The sequence below is a fragment of the Maribacter sp. HTCC2170 genome (assembly GCF_000153165.2).
In the GTDB taxonomy this organism is placed as follows: Bacteria; Bacteroidota; Bacteroidia; order Flavobacteriales; family Flavobacteriaceae; genus Maribacter_A.
Genome location: NC_014472.1, coordinates 3,463,615 through 3,482,252 on the forward strand (window position 1 = coordinate 3,463,615; position 18,638 = coordinate 3,482,252).

Annotated in this window: 21 protein-coding genes; 14 read left to right on the forward strand and 7 right to left on the reverse strand. The window is 36.4% G+C overall.

What is annotated here, in order from left to right; all coding sequences use genetic code 11:
* The first annotated feature begins 35 nt into the window (after positions 1–35).
* On the forward strand, positions 36–461 hold the full coding sequence (locus FB2170_RS15195) for a DUF2141 domain-containing protein (protein WP_013307479.1): 426 nt from the start codon (positions 36–38) through the stop codon (positions 459–461).
* A gap of 63 nt (positions 462–524) precedes the next feature.
* On the opposite strand, the gene FB2170_RS15200 is transcribed toward FB2170_RS15195, so the two are convergent.
* Entirely contained in the window at positions 525–1,004 is a 480-nt protein-coding gene (locus FB2170_RS15200) for a Dps family protein (RefSeq protein ID WP_013307480.1), read from the reverse strand.
* Positions 1,005–1,238: 234 nt separating this feature from the next.
* On the opposite strand from FB2170_RS15200, the gene FB2170_RS15205 reads away from it, so the two are divergent.
* From FB2170_RS15205 to FB2170_RS15220, 4 genes are all read left to right on the forward strand, one after another.
* Positions 1,239–2,486 (forward strand): efflux RND transporter periplasmic adaptor subunit, encoded by a 1,248-nt coding sequence (locus FB2170_RS15205; protein WP_013307483.1) that lies wholly within the window; start codon positions 1,239–1,241, stop codon positions 2,484–2,486.
* A 3-nt stretch (positions 2,487–2,489) separates the two neighbouring features.
* Entirely contained in the window at positions 2,490–3,851 is a 1,362-nt protein-coding gene (locus tag FB2170_RS15210) for an ABC transporter permease (RefSeq protein WP_013307484.1), read from the forward strand.
* Between the two features lie 72 nt (positions 3,852–3,923).
* Positions 3,924–5,384 (forward strand): TolC family protein, encoded by a 1,461-nt coding sequence (locus FB2170_RS15215; RefSeq protein ID WP_013307485.1) that lies wholly within the window; start codon positions 3,924–3,926, stop codon positions 5,382–5,384.
* Positions 5,385–5,442: 58 nt separating this feature from the next.
* Positions 5,443–6,381 (forward strand): LysR substrate-binding domain-containing protein, encoded by a 939-nt coding sequence (locus FB2170_RS15220; RefSeq protein WP_013307486.1) that lies wholly within the window; start codon positions 5,443–5,445, stop codon positions 6,379–6,381.
* A gap of 3 nt (positions 6,382–6,384) precedes the next feature.
* On the opposite strand, the gene FB2170_RS15225 is transcribed toward FB2170_RS15220, so the two are convergent.
* Together FB2170_RS15225 and FB2170_RS15230 are read right to left on the reverse strand one after the other, a co-directional pair.
* Positions 6,385–6,783 carry a lipocalin family protein gene (locus FB2170_RS15225; protein ID WP_148232118.1) on the reverse strand — a complete coding sequence of 133 codons (399 nt, stop codon included), beginning with the start codon at positions 6,781–6,783 and terminating at the stop codon, positions 6,385–6,387.
* A gap of 85 nt (positions 6,784–6,868) precedes the next feature.
* Positions 6,869–7,066, reverse strand: a complete 198-nt coding sequence (locus FB2170_RS15230; protein ID WP_013307488.1) for a hypothetical protein — start codon at positions 7,064–7,066, stop codon at positions 6,869–6,871.
* A gap of 148 nt (positions 7,067–7,214) precedes the next feature.
* On the opposite strand from FB2170_RS15230, the gene FB2170_RS15235 reads away from it, so the two are divergent.
* Complete coding sequence (locus FB2170_RS15235; protein ID WP_013307489.1) at positions 7,215–8,483, forward strand: D-alanyl-D-alanine carboxypeptidase/D-alanyl-D-alanine-endopeptidase; 1,269 nt, start codon at positions 7,215–7,217, stop codon at positions 8,481–8,483.
* 10 nt (positions 8,484–8,493) lie between these two features.
* On the opposite strand, the gene nudK is transcribed toward FB2170_RS15235, so the two are convergent.
* The 3 genes from nudK to FB2170_RS15250 form a co-directional block, all read right to left on the reverse strand.
* The gene (gene nudK, locus FB2170_RS15240; RefSeq protein WP_041633265.1) at positions 8,494–9,078 is read right to left on the reverse strand and encodes a GDP-mannose pyrophosphatase NudK; all 585 of its coding nucleotides are present in this window, start codon (positions 9,076–9,078) and stop codon (positions 8,494–8,496) included.
* A 13-nt stretch (positions 9,079–9,091) separates the two neighbouring features.
* Positions 9,092–9,889, reverse strand: coding sequence for a TIGR00266 family protein (locus FB2170_RS15245; RefSeq protein WP_013307491.1), 798 nt, complete (start codon positions 9,887–9,889; stop codon positions 9,092–9,094).
* An 81-nt stretch (positions 9,890–9,970) separates the two neighbouring features.
* A complete protein-coding gene (locus FB2170_RS15250) occupies positions 9,971–10,429 on the reverse strand; it encodes a DUF4442 domain-containing protein (RefSeq protein ID WP_041633266.1) in 459 nt (152 codons plus the stop codon).
* A 133-nt stretch (positions 10,430–10,562) separates the two neighbouring features.
* Here FB2170_RS15250 and FB2170_RS15255 point away from each other — a divergent pair, with 133 nt between their 5' ends.
* The 8 genes from FB2170_RS15255 to FB2170_RS15290 all read left to right on the forward strand — a co-directional run bounded on the left by FB2170_RS15255 (position 10,563) and on the right by FB2170_RS15290 (position 17,485).
* Complete coding sequence (locus FB2170_RS15255) at positions 10,563–11,045, forward strand: DUF4870 domain-containing protein (protein ID WP_013307493.1); 483 nt, start codon at positions 10,563–10,565, stop codon at positions 11,043–11,045.
* Positions 11,045–11,533 (forward strand): nuclear transport factor 2 family protein, encoded by a 489-nt coding sequence (locus FB2170_RS15260; protein ID WP_013307494.1) that lies wholly within the window; start codon positions 11,045–11,047, stop codon positions 11,531–11,533. The genes FB2170_RS15255 and FB2170_RS15260 overlap by 1 nt, the downstream gene beginning before the upstream one ends.
* A gap of 167 nt (positions 11,534–11,700) precedes the next feature.
* Positions 11,701–12,036, forward strand: a complete 336-nt coding sequence (locus FB2170_RS15265) for a PadR family transcriptional regulator (RefSeq protein WP_013307495.1) — start codon at positions 11,701–11,703, stop codon at positions 12,034–12,036.
* A 2-nt stretch (positions 12,037–12,038) separates the two neighbouring features.
* On the forward strand, positions 12,039–13,871 hold the full coding sequence (locus FB2170_RS15270; RefSeq protein WP_041632897.1) for a PspC domain-containing protein: 1,833 nt from the start codon (positions 12,039–12,041) through the stop codon (positions 13,869–13,871).
* A gap of 132 nt (positions 13,872–14,003) precedes the next feature.
* Positions 14,004–14,735, forward strand: coding sequence for a head GIN domain-containing protein (locus FB2170_RS15275; protein ID WP_041632898.1), 732 nt, complete (start codon positions 14,004–14,006; stop codon positions 14,733–14,735).
* 102 nt (positions 14,736–14,837) lie between these two features.
* Entirely contained in the window at positions 14,838–15,851 is a 1,014-nt protein-coding gene (locus FB2170_RS15280; protein WP_013307499.1) for a dipeptide epimerase, read from the forward strand.
* On the forward strand, positions 15,848–16,894 hold the full coding sequence (locus FB2170_RS15285; RefSeq protein WP_013307500.1) for an 8-amino-7-oxononanoate synthase: 1,047 nt from the start codon (positions 15,848–15,850) through the stop codon (positions 16,892–16,894). Before FB2170_RS15280 ends, FB2170_RS15285 begins: the two co-directional genes overlap by 4 nt.
* A 120-nt stretch (positions 16,895–17,014) precedes the next feature.
* Complete coding sequence (locus FB2170_RS15290) at positions 17,015–17,485, forward strand: hypothetical protein (RefSeq protein ID WP_013307501.1); 471 nt, start codon at positions 17,015–17,017, stop codon at positions 17,483–17,485.
* Between the two features lie 68 nt (positions 17,486–17,553).
* On the opposite strand, the gene trxB is transcribed toward FB2170_RS15290, so the two are convergent.
* Positions 17,554–18,519: a thioredoxin-disulfide reductase gene (trxB, locus tag FB2170_RS15295; protein ID WP_013307502.1), complete on the reverse strand. Its 966-nt coding sequence runs from the start codon at positions 18,517–18,519 to the stop codon at positions 17,554–17,556.
* Positions 18,520–18,638: the final 119 nt, after the last annotated feature.

Consider the following 18,638-nt stretch of genomic DNA (forward strand, 5'->3'; position numbering starts at 1 on the left):
TTTGAACCAATGAATAACAATAAAACCTTAACATTATGAAAACACTTAAAACCTTAATCATTATTGTAAAAATTGCATTAACAAGTTCAATGAATGCACAAGAAACAAATGGCAGTACTGTAACGGTGAACATTGAAAATGTTCTTTCTGACGAAGGCCAAATACTTGGAGCTTTGCACACAGAAGAAACTTTTATGAAAGGACCTGGTCTTTTTAATGAGACACTTAAAGCCAGTAAGGGAAATATCACCCTTACTTTCAAAAATGTACAACCAGGCACTTTTGCGATTATGCTACTACACGACGGAAATGAAAATAATAGAATGGATTTTGAGGCCAACGGAATGCCCAAAGAGGCATATGCAACTTCGGGAGAGATGGAACTATATGGTCCACCGACCTTCAAGGCTTCCAAATTTGAGGTTACCAATGAAGATTTGGAGTTTAGCATCAGGTTTTAATAAATATCACTAAACAAAAAGGGCTTGCCATTGGCAAGCCCTTTTTGTTTGAAGCATACTGGATTATATTTCCTCTGCCAACCAAGCTTTCATCATCCAAACCGTTTTTTCTTGTTGGGTGATAAAATCGCTCATCATTGAATTTGTACCCTCATCTTCAGCATCATCAGAAGCGTTTAAAATTCCGCGCTCAATTATCAGTAATTGTGTAAGTGAGCCCACTATCAGACGAATCGCTTCTTCATCTTTCGTTATGTTCTTTCCAACTGGGACTTTGGCACTTTCAATGTAATCCTCAAATGTATGCATCGGCACTCCTCCTAATGTCAAAACACGTTCTGCGATTTCATCTACCTTTAAGTTTGCATCGTCATATAATTCCTCGAACTTCACATGAAGGTCAAAAAAACGTTTCCCTTTAATATTCCAATGTATTCCCCTAAGGTTTTGGTAATACTGTTGAAAATTGGCCAAAAGTCCATTCAATTCATGGCTCAACTCCTTCGATTTATCCGCATTTAAGCCTATACTATTTAATATCATTGTTTTTGTTTTTAAATGTTGTATAAAATTATTCAATTGATTTATATCATTTTCATAGATTTCATTGATAGTTCTTATTCCTTTATTGAGTTGTACTATACTTTTCTTATTGGTTAAACCGAACTTATATTTTGTCTCTTTTTACTTTCAAAAATTAGGAAAACAATAACAACTGGTTTGGTTTTTGTGGTTAATAAATAATTAGATTTGATTGTCATAACAACCACCGAAAACATGAATAAGAAAAAACTCTTCCTCTTTGGAACCCCCGTAATTATTGCTTTCCTTTTATACCTTTTCTTCGGAGGAACATCCGAGGAAGACATTGCCATCACTGCTAAAGTCACAAAAGGTTCCTTTTTAAATGAGGTTATTATTTCTGGAGAAGCACAATCCACTAGTCTAAAGAAAATAGATGCGCCTGTAGAGCTTCGAAATTATCGTCTCTATGATGTGAAAATCCAGGATTTAGTACCGGAAGGTACCGTCGTTAAAGAAGGGGACTATGTTGGCAAATTAGATCCTTCTGGTATTAATGGACAAATTTTAGATGCCCAATTAAATCTCGAAAGCGCCGAGTCAAAGTATACACAAGAACAATTGGATACCACCCTTACCCTAAAACAGGAAAGAACCTCTATCAAAGATATCCAATTCAATATAGAAGAGGATAAACTGGAATTGAAGCGGTCCATATACGAATCTCCCGTTACCATTAGACAATTAGAAATAAAAATAGAAAGAGCAGAGAGGGACTTAAAAGAGAAAAAAGAAGATTATTCCATAAAAAAGAGAAAGGCCATAGCCAAAATGGTCGAGGTTGGTACTGAAGTTTCTAAAATTAGAAAGAAACTGGATGGCCTTCTTGAACTTCAAAAGTCCTTTACAATTCATTCTACAGCAAATGGAATGATTACTTATATGAAGAATAGAGATGGTTCTAAAAGAATAGTTGGGTCCAGCATTGCACCGTGGGATCCAACCATTGCCACATTGCCGGATTTAACAAAAATGGAATCGAAGACTTATGCCAATGAAGTTGATATTCGGAAAATAAAAAAGGACTTGTCTGTTACTATTGGTTTTGATGCCTTCCCTGATGTAATGCTAGAAGGCACCGTTACCAGTGTTGCTAATGTTGGTGAAAAAAAGAGGGGATCTGATATCAATCTATTTCAAGTCATGGTAAAACTAAATGAGACCAATACCAATATAAGGCCAGGTATGACCACTTCTAATCGAATTCTAATTGAAGAGGAAGAAAATGTATTAACCGTACCACTTGAGGCCATTTTTTCCAAGGATTCCGTTAGCTACGTATATACAAAGTCTGGATTTTCAATTACAAAGAAGGAAATAGAACTAGGAGATTCTAACTTTGATGCTGTGGTTGTTAAAAACGGTTTAAAAGAAAATGATGTGGTTTATTTAAGTAAACCCGATGGCCTTGAGGAAAAAAGTATTGCACTATTAAATAAGTAGTACATGATAGACAAAATACTTATTGAACAGGTTAAATCTAATCTGAAAGAGGCAATTCGTGTAATTCTAGCTAACAAGGTACGTACATTATTGACGGCCTTAGGAATCATTTTTGGGGTTGCAGCAGTAATTACCATGCTTGCTATTGGAAAGGGAGCCGAAAAAGAAATTCTCGCACAATTGGAATTAGTCGGTGTAAACAATATTGTCGTTACACCTATACCGGAAGAAGCCGAAGAAGATGATTCCCAAGATAATGAAGATGGCAGTTCAGCAGAAATCAAGAGATTTTCGAAGGGATTGGATTTATTGGATGTTAACAGTATACTAAATACTATTCCAACGGTTAAGCAGGTAAGCCCTGAGGTTATTATGGATACTTATGTGATAAATGCCGGGAAACAGAATTCTGTTAAATTGATCGGAGTTACCAATGCGTTCTTTGAAACTTCAAATATTAATATAGGTAGGGGGCGAAACTTTTCGGAAAAACAAGCCATGCATGCTATGCCAGTATGTGTCATTGGGGAAAAAGTTGAAAAAAAAATATTTACAGGTGAAAGTGCCTTAGGCAAGCAAATTAAGGTCAAAGATGTTTGGCTTAAGGTGGTTGGCGTCATTGAGGAAAAACTAATTTCGGAAACCGCCCAAGAGAATTTGGGTATCCGAGATTTAAATCAAGATGTCTATATTCCCATAAAAGCGTTTTTAGTGCGGTACAAGGACCGTAAGGTAATTGGTGACCAACCGATAGATTATAATCAAATGTTTGGGCAACAAGGTGGTCCTAAAAAGCGTATACCAAGGGGAAATTATCATCAAATAGATAAGTTAACTATCCAGGTCAACAATTCAAATGAATTAAAATCCACTGCCGAAGTTGTTAGCAAAATGCTCAGACGAAAGCATAATGATATGCTGGATTTTGAAATCACTATTCCCATAAACCTATTAAAACAACAACAGAAAACAAAACAAATATTCAATATTGTCTTGAGTATTATTGCCGGGATATCATTGTTAATAGGCGGTATTGGTATTATGAACATTATGTTGGCCTCGATTCTTGAAAGAACAAAAGAGATAGGCATAATGAAGGCCATAGGCGCCACTAAACAGGACATCATATTACAATTTTTATCAGAATCTGTTTTAATCAGTTTAGGTGGGGGTATTATTGGTGTCCTTTTAGGTATAATAGCTTCTTACGGATTGCAATTGGCTACTGATATTGAAACCGTTATAACTGCTGGCTCCATTACTTTATCCTTTTTTGTGGCCACTTTTATTGGCCTTATTTTCGGAGTATTTCCTGCAAAATCAGCAGCTCAAAAAAATCCCATTGAAGCTATTAGACATGAATGAATTTAGCCGATAAAATAGCGCGTTCAATTATTTAAATTATTACAATTTTCCTATCACTGAAAAAAATACAAAATGAGAAGAATACTATTTTTGGGCTTTCTGATTGTCAACATTTGTACCTACGGACAATCCAAAAAAATACAATTGACAGAAGCTATTAAAATAGCTCAAAAAAAGTCTCCAGAGTACAAAAGAGCCTTAAACACCCACCAAAGAAGTTATTGGAGATACAGAAATCATATTGCTGATTTCTTACCCCAAGTAAGTTTAGACGCAACCTTGCCAGAATATTCGAATTCTGCTACCAGAATCCTCAATGATGAAGGTCAATATATTTTTGTGAAACAAAATCAATCTGCAATTGAGACTAGCTTAAGAATTCAACAAAGAGTACCTTTTACAGGTGGAGCATTTTTTATCAATACCAAATTAGATCGTGTTAATAGATTAGGAGTAGATAAATCTACCAACTATTCATTTGTACCCTTTTCAATTAATTATTTTCAAAACTCCTTGTTTTATAACCCCTACAAATGGGACCGTAAAATAGAGCCCTTGAGATATGAGGAATCCCAACGTAATATTATTGAGCGAATGGAAGATATCTCCCTATCTACCTGTCAACTTTATTTTGGTTTATTAAAAGCCCAAGTGAGTTTGGATATTGCAAAGAAAAATCTATCGAACCAGGATACCTTGCTTCAAATTACGGAAGGAAGATTTAAGATTGGTAAAGTCGCAGAAAATGAACTATTACAGATTGAACTGAGTCATTTAAATTCTAAAAACAATGTTACCACCAATACCGTTTTACTAAAAAGAACCTCACAAGATCTAGCTCGCTTTTTAGAATTGGAAACAGAATCGATTGAATTAGCAATTCCTGAAAAATTAGAAGATTTTGTAGTTAGTTTTGAAAAAGCCATGGAGGAGGCCGAAAAAAACAGAAAATCTGTTATTGAGTTTAGACGCAGACGTTTGGAAGCAGAACAGGAATTAGCGCGGGTTAAAGGAAGTAATCGTTTGGAAATAAATGTGCGCGGCAACTTTGGATTAAATAGGCGGGCTGGCGATTATAATGATCTATTTCAAGATTACGACCAGCAACAGAGTGTCAGCGTAAGTGTTGGGATTCCCATTTTTGATTGGGGTGTATCCAAGTCAAGACGTAAAATCGCAGAAGCTGATTTAAGTTTAGTAGAAAATGACATCGATCAGGAGCAACAAGAATTTGAGCAGGAAATATACTTACACACCCTAAATTGGTCAAGTCAACGCGACTTTTTAGCCACAGCCGAAAAAGCGCAAGAAATTGCCCTTAAACGTTATGAAATTACCAAGGAACGATATATTCTTGGGAAAATCACCATTACCGATTTGAATTTAGCACAACAAGAAAAAGATAAAGCGGTACTTGAATATCTTAAATCATTGGAGGAGTTTTGGGCAAATTATTATATACTTAGAAAATTAACGCTATATGATTTCCTTGAAGATGAAAAACTAAAAATTGCTGATATCGTGTTTGATTAGGATTCATATGTTACTTTAGGTCAAATTTCCATAATTTTATAGTTATAAATTACTACGAATGACCATTACCCAATTGCAATATGTTCTGGCCGTTGCCGAATATCAAAATTTTACGCTGGCTGCCCAAAAAAGCTTCGTTACACAGCCCACACTTAGTATGCAGGTTCAAAAACTTGAAGATGAGTTGGATGTTCTGATTTTTGATCGCAGTAAAAAGCCAATTTCAATCACAGAAGTAGGAAAAAAAATAGTCGCACAGGCCAAGAATATTGTGAACGAAGCGGAACGCATTAAAGATATTGTTGACCAGGAAAAGGGATTCATTGGTGGTGATTACACCCTAGGTATCATCCCCACGATAATGCCCACCTTATTACCCATGTTCCTTAAGAGTTTCATTAATAAGTACCCAAAAGTAAATCTGATCATTAAGGAACAGAGTACCGAAAATATGATTCGGAACATTCAGGATGGACATTTAGATGCTGGAATAGCCGCAACGCCCTTGGAAATTGAGTTCATTAAAGAACGTCCTTTATACTATGAGCCATTTGTAGGTTATGTTCCAAACAATCATAGATTGGCAAATACATCTAATCTAAATCCAGAAGACCTAGACATATCAGATATTTTACTTTTAAAAGATGGGCATTGTTTTAGAGACGGAGTGATTAACATATGTAATGCACCCAAAGACTATGGTGAGGAGCATTTTCAATTGCAAAGTGGCAGTTTTGAAACTTTGGTCAATTTATCAAACGAAGGTCTTGGAATGACCTTATTACCTTATTTGAACACTTTGGAATTGGACGAAGGCAAAAAACAAAATCTAAAGTATTTTAATAAACCTTCGCCTGCGAGGGAAGTTAGCTTAATCTACCACAAGAGTGAATTAAAAATTCAAATAACCGAAGCTATTAGAGATGTTATTGCCGGAATAGTAAGAGGCGCAATTGCATTCCAGGACGTTAAGATAATTAGCCCCATCAATAAATAAAACTTAATTCAAGGGTCTGTATCTATAAGAACATTCTTCAATACAGCCAATAAAACCAAGGGTTAGTTTCCCATCCTCAAACCACATATTGTAGCTAGGGTTTCGTTGTTCTGAGTCGCACAGGTATTGAAATGACAATTGGTCATCTTTTATACTAAAAGTGCCTATTATGACCTCACTACATTGTTTTGTGTTCGAAAGCTCAAAAGTACCATTGCTTTTGAAATCATAAATTTCGCCATTAGTAACACTAGACCAGTCCACTATACCACCCGGGCTTATTTTAGTTGCATCCAATTGCCATTGACCAATAATTTCATAATCAATTTCAACATCATTGATATCTTTATCCGAAGAGCAAGCTAAAAACATAATAGACAAGATTGGGAGTATGTTCTTCATAGAATGAGACTTTGCTGTAAGAGGCAGAGAAGCAAATTAGGTTGCTTATTTTCATAAAAAAACCACCCTTTCGAGTGGTTTAGTATTATGCTTTTAAATAAATAAGACTTTCTTGTAGTTGCGGCTTATCAGTTATGAATTGTTGTAACCAGTGTTTCAATTCGTCTATTTCAGCCGGTAGTAGTCTTTCTACTGCCTTTTTCAGCTCTTTACAAAAGAGTCTTGCATCAAAACTAACTTTTTTAAGCACAGTTTTAGTGTACTCAAGCATAGCTCTTGCCATATTCCAAAATGTTTTTAATTAGTTGTTGTATTCTCTAAAGTTAACCATAAAAACACATACGATATTGTCCCCAAATCGTTAAAAATTCAATAATTAATTGTTAAAATAGTTTACCAAACTAGAAATTGGTAATTTTCCCGTTTAGAGTATGAAAAAAATCGTTGTAATACTTCTGTTTTCTTTCCTTTTTATTGGGTGCTCAAGTGCTCGTAAAAGTTTGGTCAAAAAGATTGATTCCTCAATCAATTCTGATGATTACAACAATCAGTTTACTGGGTTTTTATTAGTGGACATAGAATCCCGGGATACTATTTACAATGTAAACAGCACCAAGTACTTTACACCAGCAAGCAACACTAAAATTTTTACATTATATACATCTTTAAAACTATTGCCAGAACGCATACCAGCATTAAAGTATATAGAAAAAAAAGATACATTGTTTGTAGAGGGTACGGGAGATCCTTCTTTTTTGCACCCTTCGCTCAATGATAGTACCGCTTTCAAATTTCTTGAAAAACACGATAATGTTGCTCTACATTTAGACAATTTCAATGATGCCAAATTTGGCCCTGGTTGGTCCTGGGATGATTATCACTATTATTATTCTGCTGAACGAAATGGATTTCCAGTCTTTGGAAATATCTTAACTATTCAAAATAGCGATTCGTTGAATATTTTGCCATCGTTTTTTCAGGATAGTATCATCGACAAGGAATACTATATTAATAGAGAGTTAGAACAAAACACCTTTTACTTCAATTCCACTCAAAAAGATACTGTCGAGATTCCTCTTATGGTCCAGAAAGGATTGACAAAAAATCTGCTGGAGAATATCCTCAAAAAAGAAGTTCGATTAGTTTCTGGGATGCCAAGCGGCGAAAAGAAAGTGTTATATGGTATTCAATCCGATTCAGTGTTCAGAAGAATGATGGAGGTGAGCGATAATTTTCTGGCTGAGCAACTCTTAATAGTTGGCTCCTCTACCCTATCGGATACTTTAAACAGTAAAAAGTCTAGAGATTTTATTCTTAAAAATCATCTATCTGGCTTAAGACAACCACCACGTTGGGTAGATGGGTCTGGCCTTTCACGCTATAATCTTTTCACGCCCGAATCAATGGTACATATACTTCAAAAATTGTATAGTGAAATTCCCAAAGAGCGCTTGTTTCAATTCTTTCCAACAGGTGGGGTGTCGGGAACCATTGAAGATTGGTATGCTGGAAATACTAAACCCTATATTTATGCCAAAACCGGTAGTTTGGGCAATAATCACTGTTTAAGTGGCTATCTAATTACAAATTCGGGTAAAACATTGGTTTTCAGCTTTATGAACAATCACTTTATGGAAAGCTCTTCGGTTATAAAAGAAAGAATGCAAACCATTTTTGAAGAAATTCGGGATAACTATTAAATTGATTTACCTAATCCAACAGTTTGTTTATTTGGGCATATTGTAATAACATAATGGTCTTGGCATCCTTGATATCTCCTGTCTTTATCATATTCAAAGCCTCTTGGAACCCAACTTCCAGAACTTCTATGTTTTCAGATTCATCCTCTGCTCCTCCACCCTCACTTACTTTCATGGTATCTTCATATTCTGCCACAAAAAAATACAGAATCTCGGTTACCGAACCCGGCGACATATAGGATTCATACACTTTTTGTACATTTTCAACCTTATAACCGGTCTCTTCCTCTGCCTCTTTTTTGATGCAATCCTCGGGGTGGTCTCCATCCAACAACCCCGCACAGACTTCTATCATCATACCGTCATTATTACCGTTTACATAAGTTGGCATTCTAAACTGTCGTGTTAATACCACAGTACCTTTACTTTGATCGTAAAGAAGAATCGCTGCACCATTGCCGCGATCATAAGCCTCCCGTACTTGGGTTTCCCATGTACCGTCTTCTTTTTCGTATTCGAAACTTATCTTATTTAAAGTATACCAGTTATCTGATAATAACTCGGTCTTTATATTCCTAATGCTTCCTTTTTTCAATTCTGTTACGTTTTTAGAAGCGGTTATCCCCACCAACAATGTCACCTATAGTACCAAGAATACTACCTTCTCCTTTATCCTTTCCTCCTCGTGGAATGGACGCCAATACACGACCTGCCAACCTACTGAATGGTAAAGACTGTACATAAACTGTCCCGGGTCCTTTTAAGGTCGCAAAAAACAATCCTTCGCCTCCAAATACTGTATTCTTTATACCTCCCACAAATTCAATATCATAGTCCACATTTTGACTAAAACCTACAATGCATCCGGTATCAACTTTCATTACTTCACCAGCCGCAAGTTCTTTTTTTGCCAAGGTTCCTCCCGCATGGACAAATGCCATACCATCACCTTCTAATTTTTGCATGATAAACCCTTCGCCTCCAAATAGTCCCCTTCCCAATTTTTTTGAGAATTCTATACCAACTGAAACTCCTTTAGCAGCACATAAAAATGCATCTTTTTGACAAATGAACTTTCCGTTTTTATCAGATAGGTCAATAGGTACTATTTTACCTGGGTATGGTGCTGCAAAACTGACTTGTCTTTTTGACTGACCAATATTCAAAAATGCCGTCATAAATAGACTCTCACCTGTAAGGATTCTTTTTCCTGCGGAGAATATTTTACCAAGTACACTGTTATCCTGATTAGAACCATCCCCAAAAATAGTGTCCATCTTTATATCAGTATCCATCATCATAAAGCTTCCTGCTTCGGCAACAACCGCTTCTTGAGGATCCAACTCTATTTCAACATATTGCATTTCCTCTCCAAAAATCTCGTAATCTATTTCGTGTGCGTTCATTTTTTATAGTATTTAGGTTTTGATTGTTAGTTGATACTTTGGGATATTTGTTACAATCAGTATCGCCACAAATTATAATGACTATTTTTTCTTCAATCTCACGGTCCATTCAAATTTAAAAGTTGACACCACTACCCCTTCTTCGTTAACACCAACAGATTTCATCCAAACAGTCTGCCCCTCTCCTGTCTCAATGGTTTTATCCAATGCATCTTTTATACGATGGCCATCTTCACAAGTAAAAGTAATCCTGCCTGTGGCTTTTTTGGAAAAGTTGGCAGTATTGTTCAAAACTAACATCGAGATATTATGTCCGCTTTCTTTTATTTGGTCTATAACCATAGTACCTGTCGCAAACTCTGCCGCCATGCCCTGTACTGCCCAAAACATAGATCTAAATGGGTTCTGATTGAACCATCTATGCTTAATAGTTACCACTGCTTTTTGCTTATCTATATATTTTAACCGCACACCACACCACCAAGCCGATGGTAATTTAAAAAAAGTGTACGAATTGAATTTTCCTACCGAAATGCCCATATTCATTATAATTTTCACTAAAAATAGACAAAATAATCGAAGTATTAAATGTTAAAGTTATGTTAATTAATAGTACTATGTGTTGCATAGTACCTGCTTTTAGATATATATTTGTATAAGAAAATAATATGTGATGACAGAGACCTTATCAAAACACGAGAGAAATTTATCCGCAATTATACATGCGTCGACCTTCAGTAAGTTCTTTATTCCTTTTGGAAATTTTATAATTCCGTTGGTATTATGGACAGCCAATAAAAAGGAATATGAGTTTGTAGATCACAACGGGAAACAGGCTTTGAACTTTCAGATTAGTATACTCCTCTACTCCATTCTTTTAGGTGCAGTGAGTATTCCTTTCTTTTTAGGGTTTATTCCTGAATTGTTCGATCATGGTAGTTTTGGCCTGGGCAACTTAAACAGTTTTAACAACTTTAATTTTGATTTTGATTTTGATGACATGCCTTTTGGTTCATGGATATTCCCTATTGGTATAGCAGGCCTATTACATGGCGCACTTTTTATTTTCAATATAGTATATACCATACTTGCAACTTTAAGAACCAGTGAAGGACAGACTTTCGAATATCCTTTCACCATAAAATTCATCAAATAATGAAAAATCACAATCAAAAAACACTAGCAATAGTCGCTATTCTTACAGTCGTATTTGGGCTCTTTTCTTTCAGACCCATAGAAGACCTAAAAATAGATACTTTTCAAGAAGACAATGCACTGTATGACGATATAGTTGAGATGGACAGAATTTACTTTACCGCATACAACACTTGTGACATGGAGACCCAAGCAGATTTATACGATGAGGATATTGAGTTTTATCATGATAAAGGTGGTTTGGCCACTTCTAAAACGGAATTGCTGGAGAGTTTAGAAAGAAACATTTGCGGAAAAGTTACTAGAGAACTTGTCGAAGGAAGTATTGAGGTTTATCCTATCGCCAATTTTGGTGCCGTACAAATAGGTATGCACAAATTTCATAACAATCAGGAACCCAATACCATTTCTAAACCAAGTAAGTTCATTACAATTTGGAGACAAGAGGACAAAAGTTATAAAATAAGCAGGGTAATAAGTTTACATTAATCAAAAAACAAAATCAGTGATATTTGGTACTCATCACACCAAAGGAGTTTATTCATCAATCAAAACCTGTCCTGAATTCGTTTCAGAACATCTTAATCAAATGTCACAATATGAAAAGTGTACAGGACAGGAAAAGCGAACAGTTAAATTAATAGAATCATGAAATTATGAATGTAGAAAACACAAAAGCACAAATGCGCAAAGGGGTTTTGGAATACTGCATACTTTCCATTCTTAACGGAGAGGACAAATATGCATCTGAGATTCTTGCTACCTTAAAAGACGCAAAGATGCTCGTAGTAGAAGGGACCATTTATCCCCTTCTTACAAGGTTAAAGAACGCTGGCTTACTCAACTATCGTTGGGAAGAGTCAACTTCAGGACCACCAAGAAAATATTATACGTTGACAGAAACAGGTAAGTTGTTCTTAAAAGAACTTGACACAACTTGGGACGAATTAAGAATGGCCACCAATGTGGTAACCAACAAAAAAAATAAGTAATAATGAACAAGACAATAAACATAAATCTCGCAAATAGGCTATTTCATATGGACGAAGTGGCATTCAACAAAATGCGTCGTTATTTGGAAGCCATAAAACGTTCATTCGCCAATACCCCTGGAAGCGATGAAATACAAGCAGATATAGAAGCTCGTATCGCTGAACTTTTTTATGAGAAACTAGAAAATGAAAGACAGGTCATTACCATAAAAGAGGTAGATGAAGTAATTGCAGTAATGGGTCAGCCTGAAGATTATATGATCGATGAGGACATTTTTGATGATGAGCCACAACCTAAATCAAAAACTTCAAAATCAACAACAGGCAGAGTAAAGAAACTCTATAGAGATATTGAACATAAGTATATTGGCGGTGTTTGCTCCGGTTTGGAGCATTACCTTGGTTTTGATGCCCTATGGATTCGATTGATATTCATTCTTTTAGCGGTCACCACTGGCTTTGGGTTCATTGCCTATATTTTACTATGGATCTTGGTTCCAGAGGCCGTAACTACATCCCAAAAATTGGATATGACGGGAAAGGCCGTGAATATCAGCAATATAGAGCGTAAAGTCAAAGAAGGGTTTGATGACGTTGCTGATAAAGTGAAAAGTGTAGATTATGAAAAAATGGGGAATAAGGTCAAAAGCAGTAGTAAAACCTTTTTCGACACCCTTGGAGATGTTATAATGTTTCTTTTCAAAGTTTTAGGAAAGTTCATCGGTATTTTATTGATCATCATTGGAGCGGCAACTTTAATAGGATTATTCGTAGGCTTGTTCACTGTGGGCGTGTTAGACATGATTCATATTCCAGGTGTTGATTTCTATAATATGGTGAACTCTACAAGTGCACCGGTTTGGGTAGTTTCTTTACTGGCATTCTTTGTAGTAGGTATACCTTTCTTTTTCGTTCTTTATTTAGGACTGAAAATATTGGTGAACAACCTTAAATCTATAGGAAATATTCCTAAATTCTCCTTACTGGGGCTTTGGTTGATATCATTGATAACGTTAGTGGTCTTAGGAATAAGACAAGCTGCAGCCCAGGCATATTCAGATAGCGTTTCAACTGAGCAGACCATTAACTTCGAAGTACCGAGTGACACCTTGCAGATCAGTATGAATTCTTCTGAATTATATCAAAAAAGAAGAAACATGGCTATTGATGGTGTCATGGTAACAGCTAATGAATCTGGAGAAGAAGTAATGGTATCAGATGACGTACGTCTTTCACTTAAAAAGTCTAAAGACAGCGTTGTTCGAATCAAAATTAGAAAAGATGCCAATGGTAGTTCTTTCAACGAGGCCAAGGAAATTGCTGGCAATATCGAGTATGATTACGCTGTAGAAGGAAACACCATTGTTTTGGATGATTTCTTGATTACTTCGATGAACAATAAATTCAGAGATCAAGAAGTATGGGTAACTCTTTATGTTCCCGAAGGAAAAACAATCAAATTTGACAATGAATCTGTCCGTTGTATTAGAATGGGCACCCGAAATGATAGGGATATGGGCCGTTGTGATGTACCTGACCATATTTGGACCATGGGTGGTGACGGAGAACTCAAATGCCAAGATTGTCCAGAGATTATTGAGGATGAAGATGAAGAAGGTGACAACCATATTATCATAAATGGTGAAGGCATAGATATCGATATAAAGGACAATGGAGATTCATTCGAAATGAAAATTAATGAAGATGGTGTCAAAATCAAGGCAGATGACAATGCTGATGGCGAGGTCTTGAACATTGATTTGAATGGTGAAGGCGACGGACTCAAAATGAATATCGATGAGGAGGGTGTCGAAATAAAAACCAAGGACAACTAAGATTAATTACAACTCAGTATCAATAATCAACAACTGGGCTGAAAAGAATAGTGAAAACAATAAATAAAATAGATATTTAGACATCAATTAACAACAATCAAAAGCCCTTTGGGCAAACCTAAAAAAACAATCATGACAACACTAGTAAGAATTACAATCGCACTGATCATGTCGTTATTCCTAAGTTCATGTGGAATTGACATTAATTTTGGAGATTTTGGAAGTGGAAAAAAAGGCAACGGAGTAGTAACAAGTGAAACAAGGGAAGTTACCGGGGATTTTACCGTAGTTTCTGCTTCAGAAGGTCTTGACGTTTATGTAACCGATGGTGATGAATTTGAAATAACAGTGGAGGCAGATGAGAATATTATTGATCTTATCGCTACAGATATCAAAAATGATAGATTACGTATTCATGCTGAGGAAAACATTGGTAGAGCTACGAAAAAAGTTTATGTTACATTACCCGAGGTTAGAGGTTTAAGAAGCTCTAGTGGTGCCCATTTAAGCACAGAAAATGTAGTACATTCAGATAAATTGGAGATTGATGCCAGTAGTGGAGCCAATCTTAACATTGAAATGGAAGTAAGTGAAGTAGATATTGATGCCAGTAGCGGAGCAAACTTAAGTCTGTCTGGTGATGCAAGTACCGTATTTATAGATGCTAGTTCGGGGGCTAACATTAATGCCAAGAAGTTATTGTCAGAAGTTTGTCTTGCAGGTGCAAGCAGCGGCGGAAACCTTTCTGTAAACGTCTCTAAAGATTTAACTGCCGATGCAAGCAGTGGTGGAAACATCTCTTACTCTGGTGAACCTAGGGTTACCAAGAAGAAATCGGTATCAGGAAGTGTACATAAGAACTAAAAATCAATTAAAAACCAACGCTGTCAAAGCCACCATAAATTCGGTGGCTTTTTCATTTTTTTGTCACGTTGGTTTATCTATATTAGTACAAACTTTATTGGCATGCAGATTAGCTTAAAAAAATATACGCTTGAGCTTAAACACACCTTTAGTATCTCACGCGAATCCCATGATTTTCAGGATACTTTAATCGCTGGGCTTACACTCAACGGAAAGACCGGTTATGGTGAAGCAACTTCAAATCCGTATTACAAGATTACGGCAGAAAGCATGATTAAAGAAATCGAAGGAATCAAAAACGAAATTGAATCTTTTGAGTTTACTACACCGGAATCTTTTCACAGTTTTCTTGAAGAAAAAGAGTTGAGCAATTTTGCCATCTGCGCACTAGATTTAGCTGCACATGACCTGTATGGAAAATTATTGGGCAAACCATTATATGAGATTTGGGGCACTAATAATGACCAATACCCGACAACGAACTATACTATTGGAATTGCCGAATTAGATACAATGGTGGCAAAAATGAAAGAAAAACCTTGGCCAATCTATAAAATCAAATTAGGTACCGACAATGATGTGGCAATTATTCGAGAACTAAGAAAACATACAACCGCAACGTTCAGAATTGATGCCAACTGTGCATGGTCGGCAGAAGAAACTATAGCCAACGCTCCTCAATTAAAAGAATTGGGGGTCGAGTTTTTAGAGCAACCTTTGCAGGCCGATGATTGGGCCGGTATGGAAAAGGTAATGCACCAATGCGTTCTACCAGTGATTGCGGACGAAAGTTGTATCGTTGAATCAGACGTTGAAAAGTGTGGTTTACATTTTAACGGAATAAATATTAAGCTTACGAAATGTGGCGGCCTCACTCCTGCCCTACGTATGATCAAAAAAGCAAAATTAATGGGATTAAAAGTGATGGTAGGTTGCATGACTGAATCCTCTGTGGGTATTTCTGCAATTGCCCAATTACTGCCTCAATTAGACTATGTTGACATGGATGGTGCTATCCTCTTAAAGCGAGATATTGCCAACGGAGTTCGAATTGGTGAAGATGGAAGTGTAGTGTTCCCAACTTTAGGAGGTAGCGGCGTAACCCTAAACCAATGACACATTATATTGATGGCTTTCCTGGTCGAGAATTGAGCATTGATCATAAAAAGTATCTTTATTTTGGAGGAACTTCTTATTTAGGGCTTCAAACTGATGTAGAGTTTCAAGACTTGTTTATCGCTAAGGTGAGACAATATGGCACGAATTATGGCGCTTCAAGAAAATCGAATATCAGACTTAAGGTATTTGAACTAGCCGAACAATTGTTGGCTGATCTGACCGGCTGTGAATCGGCCCTCACACTTTCCTCTGGTTATTTGGCAGGCCAATTTATTGCTCAACATTTTAACAAGTCGGCATACAAACTTTTTTATGCACCCAATACACATTCCGCTTTATATAATAATTACAATAAGCCATATACAAGTTTCGAAATGCTTGGAAAGGCGATAACTGAGCATCTTTCCAAGAATAAAGAAGTAACGCCTGTAGTGTTCATAGATTCCATTGACTTTGATGGATGTAATTACCCGCATTTTGAAGAACTCAAAATACTTCCGCTAGATCAGACTATACTTGTGGTTGACGATTCACACGGAATTGGGGTAATAGGTGAAAATGGGAGTGGCGTTTATAAAACCCTTAAAAAATATAATACAAAAGAATTGGTAGTATGTTGTTCTCTTGGTAAAGGTTTCGGAATTCAAGCTGGGGTCGTACTGGGTTCAATTAATAGGGTGAACAAACTTCAAAATAGCGCTTTTTTTGGTGGGGCAAGTCCAGCAGCACCTTGCAGTTTGGCGACCTTCATTGAGGCGCAATCTATCTATACATCTAAGCGCAAACAACTTCGGTCAAATATTGAATTATTCAGAAGACTAGTTAAAAAGATTAATACATTCAGTTTCATGGAAGATCATCCATCCTTTGGCTTTGAGAACAAGGACCTAAGTCAATATCTTGAAGAGCATGGATTCATGCTCACCAATTTCAATTACCCTGAGGAAAGCTCAACGGTAATGAGTAGGATTGTTTTAAGCAGTCACCACCATAAAAACGATATTAAACTGTTGACAGATACTATAAATCAATTTATTTGAGACATTCTTTTTTTAACAGGTAATGAAGTATCTTATACCTGATTATGGGTTCATAAATTATGAATTTAACAGAATTTTTAGTATATTTTGTTAATTGTTTAACTCCTAAAAAACACCACCATGAAAAAATTATTTGGCTCGGTTTTCTTACTATTGATTTTTATTTCCTTAATAGGATTTACATCTACGAAACCAGATACGATGCATACCATAGAAGGTACATGGGAGCTTCAAAGCTTCTACAACTTCGATGGCCAGGATATTGTTGATACCTTACTAACCGATGTTGGTTATAGACAGGTTAAAATGTATTACAATGGAAGGATTATGTGGTCGAGGACAACGGCAGAAGACACTAAGGATGCTGATGGTAATGATGTGGTTGGAAAATTCGGTTATGGCACTTACAGAATTACTGATAACCAATTGATTGAAGTAATAGAATATGGTGATGAGGGTATGTTAACAGGTAAAGACTCTGTTCGTACATTTGTATTTGAACTTTGGCTAAAAGATGATATGTACAGTCAGATAAATATTGACGGCGAAGGAAATAGGATTTTTTCTGAGAACTACAAAAGAATAGATTAGATTATCATTTAAATCATTAAAAAGGTCTGCAATGCAGCCCTTTTTAATTTTATGAATTGACTAAATACCTAGGCTACCTCTTCTGGTGCTTCAATCGCAGCCAAATAACGTTCCGCATCCAAGGCCGCCATACAACCGGTACCGGCTGCTGTTACAGCTTGTCTGTATTCCTTATCTTGCGCATCTCCGCACGCAAAAACACCTGGTAAATTGGTTTTTGTTGATTTTCCTTTCGTCACGATATAACCGGTATCATCCATATCAATCTTACCTTTGAAAATATCAGTATTTGGTTTGTGGCCAATCGCAACAAAAAGTCCTGTTATCGCAATATCTTCTTTTTCATTGGTTTGGTTGTTGACCATTCTTAAACCTTCAACAACCTGCTCGCCCAGAACCTCATCTACTTCAGTATTGTATTTAACCTCAAGATTAGGTAGGCTATTTACACGATGTTGCATAGCTTTTGAAGCCCTCATATAATCTTTACGTACCAACATGGTAACCTTATTACAGATATTTGCCAAATATGATGCTTCCTCTGCTGCAGTATCACCTGCCCCTACAATTGCCACGTCCTGACCTTTATAAAAGAAACCATCACAAACCGCACAGGCAGATACTCCACCTCCACGTAAGCGCTGTTCACTTGGAATATTTAAATATTTGGCAGTTGCCCCCGTTGAAATTATTATAGTCTCAGCTTCGATAGTTTTGTCGTTATCCACAATTGCTTTATGAATACCACCAACTTCAGTACTCAATTCAACAGCCGTAATCATTCCTATCCTAACCTCAGTACCAAAACGTTCAGCTTGTTGTTGTAATTGAACCATCATTGTAGGACCATCTATTCCTTCAGGATATCCAGGAAAGTTATCAACTTCGGTAGTGGTGGTCAACTGCCCTCCAGGTTCCATTCCTGTATACAATAACGGTTTAAGGTCAGCACGGGATGCATAAATTGCTGCAGTATAACCTGCGGGGCCAGACCCGATAATCAATGTTTTTACTCTTTCTACTTTCTCAGACATATTCTATTACTTCTATAAAGATTATAAAACAAAAGTAGCTTTTTTGCAAAAAACCTTACATCGAAAGTTATCAAAAGTTATTATGCCAAAATCAATAAAAATTACCATCGTAATTTCCA

Coding starts and splice junctions, on each gene's coding strand:
- FB2170_RS15285 (WP_013307500.1), top strand. CDS start 15,848: ATGACACATTATATTGATGGCTTTCCTGGTCGAGAATTGAGCATTGAT.
- FB2170_RS15220 (WP_013307486.1), top strand. CDS start 5,443: ATGACCATTACCCAATTGCAATATGTTCTGGCCGTTGCCGAATATCAA.
- FB2170_RS15275 (WP_041632898.1), top strand. CDS start 14,004: ATGACAACACTAGTAAGAATTACAATCGCACTGATCATGTCGTTATTC.
- FB2170_RS15265 (WP_013307495.1), top strand. CDS start 11,701: ATGAATGTAGAAAACACAAAAGCACAAATGCGCAAAGGGGTTTTGGAA.
- FB2170_RS15260 (WP_013307494.1), top strand. CDS start 11,045: ATGAAAAATCACAATCAAAAAACACTAGCAATAGTCGCTATTCTTACA.
- FB2170_RS15195 (WP_013307479.1), top strand. CDS start 36: ATGAAAACACTTAAAACCTTAATCATTATTGTAAAAATTGCATTAACA.
- trxB (WP_013307502.1), bottom strand. CDS start 18,519: ATGTCTGAGAAAGTAGAAAGAGTAAAAACATTGATTATCGGGTCTGGC.
- FB2170_RS15225 (WP_148232118.1), bottom strand. CDS start 6,783: ATGAAGAACATACTCCCAATCTTGTCTATTATGTTTTTAGCTTGCTCT.
- FB2170_RS15200 (WP_013307480.1), bottom strand. CDS start 1,004: ATGATATTAAATAGTATAGGCTTAAATGCGGATAAATCGAAGGAGTTG.
- FB2170_RS15235 (WP_013307489.1), top strand. CDS start 7,215: ATGAAAAAAATCGTTGTAATACTTCTGTTTTCTTTCCTTTTTATTGGG.
- FB2170_RS15210 (WP_013307484.1), top strand. CDS start 2,490: ATGATAGACAAAATACTTATTGAACAGGTTAAATCTAATCTGAAAGAG.
- FB2170_RS15270 (WP_041632897.1), top strand. CDS start 12,039: ATGAACAAGACAATAAACATAAATCTCGCAAATAGGCTATTTCATATG.
- FB2170_RS15250 (WP_041633266.1), bottom strand. CDS start 10,429: ATGGGCATTTCGGTAGGAAAATTCAATTCGTACACTTTTTTTAAATTA.
- FB2170_RS15215 (WP_013307485.1), top strand. CDS start 3,924: ATGAGAAGAATACTATTTTTGGGCTTTCTGATTGTCAACATTTGTACC.
- FB2170_RS15280 (WP_013307499.1), top strand. CDS start 14,838: ATGCAGATTAGCTTAAAAAAATATACGCTTGAGCTTAAACACACCTTT.
- FB2170_RS15255 (WP_013307493.1), top strand. CDS start 10,563: ATGACAGAGACCTTATCAAAACACGAGAGAAATTTATCCGCAATTATA.
- FB2170_RS15290 (WP_013307501.1), top strand. CDS start 17,015: ATGAAAAAATTATTTGGCTCGGTTTTCTTACTATTGATTTTTATTTCC.
- FB2170_RS15245 (WP_013307491.1), bottom strand. CDS start 9,889: ATGAACGCACACGAAATAGATTACGAGATTTTTGGAGAGGAAATGCAA.
- FB2170_RS15230 (WP_013307488.1), bottom strand. CDS start 7,066: ATGGCAAGAGCTATGCTTGAGTACACTAAAACTGTGCTTAAAAAAGTT.
- FB2170_RS15205 (WP_013307483.1), top strand. CDS start 1,239: ATGAATAAGAAAAAACTCTTCCTCTTTGGAACCCCCGTAATTATTGCT.